This window comes from Paraburkholderia sp. GAS448, from assembly GCF_050435685.1.
Taxonomy (GTDB): Bacteria; Pseudomonadota; Gammaproteobacteria; order Burkholderiales; family Burkholderiaceae; genus Paraburkholderia.
Window position 1 is genome coordinate 1 of sequence record NZ_JBNDKT010000156.1, and the last position, 1,239, is coordinate 1,239.

The 1,239-nt window shown below is 56.8% G+C and carries 2 protein-coding genes; both read right to left on the reverse strand.

Going from position 1 to position 1,239, the window contains the following annotated elements; genetic code table 11:
- Nucleotides 1-887 (reverse strand): ESPR-type extended signal peptide-containing protein (locus P3T23_RS47755; RefSeq protein ID WP_429322964.1); only part of this gene is annotated, 887 nt, incomplete at its 3' end.
- 86 nt (nucleotides 888-973) lie between these two features.
- Nucleotides 974-1,239: hypothetical protein (locus tag P3T23_RS47760; protein WP_429322965.1), on the reverse strand; the 266-nt coding region annotated here is incomplete at its 5' end.

A 1,239-nucleotide genomic window follows, 5' to 3' on the forward strand; every position in this document is an offset into this window, starting at 1 on the left:
TTGATGCCCGTGATATCGCCTTCGTTCTTCGTCACCCGGTTATCCAGGTTCGTCACGTTGGTGTTGGTCGCAAACAGCTGCGAGCCGTTCACCGCGTCCACGCTCGACGCATTCAGCGCGCCATCGCGCACATTCGTCAACTGCACCGGCGTGCCGGCGCTACCCAGCGTCACGCTGTCGTGCGCTGCCGAGTCGTATTTCACCGTATCGGCCAGCCCAGCGTTCAAACCGCTGATGCTGCTGTTGATGCTTGTGATGTCGCTTTCGTTCTTCGTCACCCGCGTGCCCAGACCCGTGATGGCCGTCGCGTTGGCCGTCACATTGGTGTTGGTCGCAAACAGCTGCGAGCCGTTTACCGCATCGGTGCTCGTCGAGCTCAGCGTGCCGCTATACACGCCCGTGATCCCGGTGCCGCTCATGTTCAAACCGGCGCTCATGCTCACAGCGCCTTGCATGTTGATGCCCGCCAGACCTCTCAAGCGCAGACTGCCATTCATCGCGCCGGTGACTGATGCATTGACCGGGGAGTCGGTCTCTGAGATCGAACCAGTTGGATCTGCGTTATTTAGCAAATAAAAGGAGACACCGGTAGGACTACCATTAGCGGTACAGGAATTATTGCTCGATAGGGGGCCGTAGACGTAAGTAGAATACCCATAGCCTCCAACCTGGCCTGCTGAACCACACGCGATGAACGACCCATTGGACGCCACTGCCGCCAGTGCCGACGACGCACCGACGAATGCGGCGGCACCGGCCGCAGCGATGATCCCTGCAACCTTGACGCTGCAAGCCACTGATCCCTTCGTTTTGCCCTTCGCCAGTTCCGAGGCAACGCCCCACGCCCGCCTGGACGCATTCCATACAACGCGATAGCTCTTGTTCATGACAGATCCTGAAATCCAGATAGTTAGTGGTAGGTATCCAGTGATTCGCGCGCTGTAAGGACAGCAGGTTTGCGGTTCACCGACGCTTACCCGAACTTTAAAGACAGGAGCACATCGCTTATATTTGACCGGTCCCGTTTATACAGATGAACACATAGGATTTGTCCTGTTTTCAGAAAAATGCCCATTCCCGCCAGAACCATCGCATAAAGGGTCAGACAGGCCGGAAACTGCGCCAGCCAAGGCGCTGAGCGAGGTAAGTGCACCTGGTAAAACAGTTTGACTTTCGCTAACCTGGCCGCTTCATGTTGCCGGGGTAGAGGATGAAGTGGACGAAGTGTGTTGTTGAACT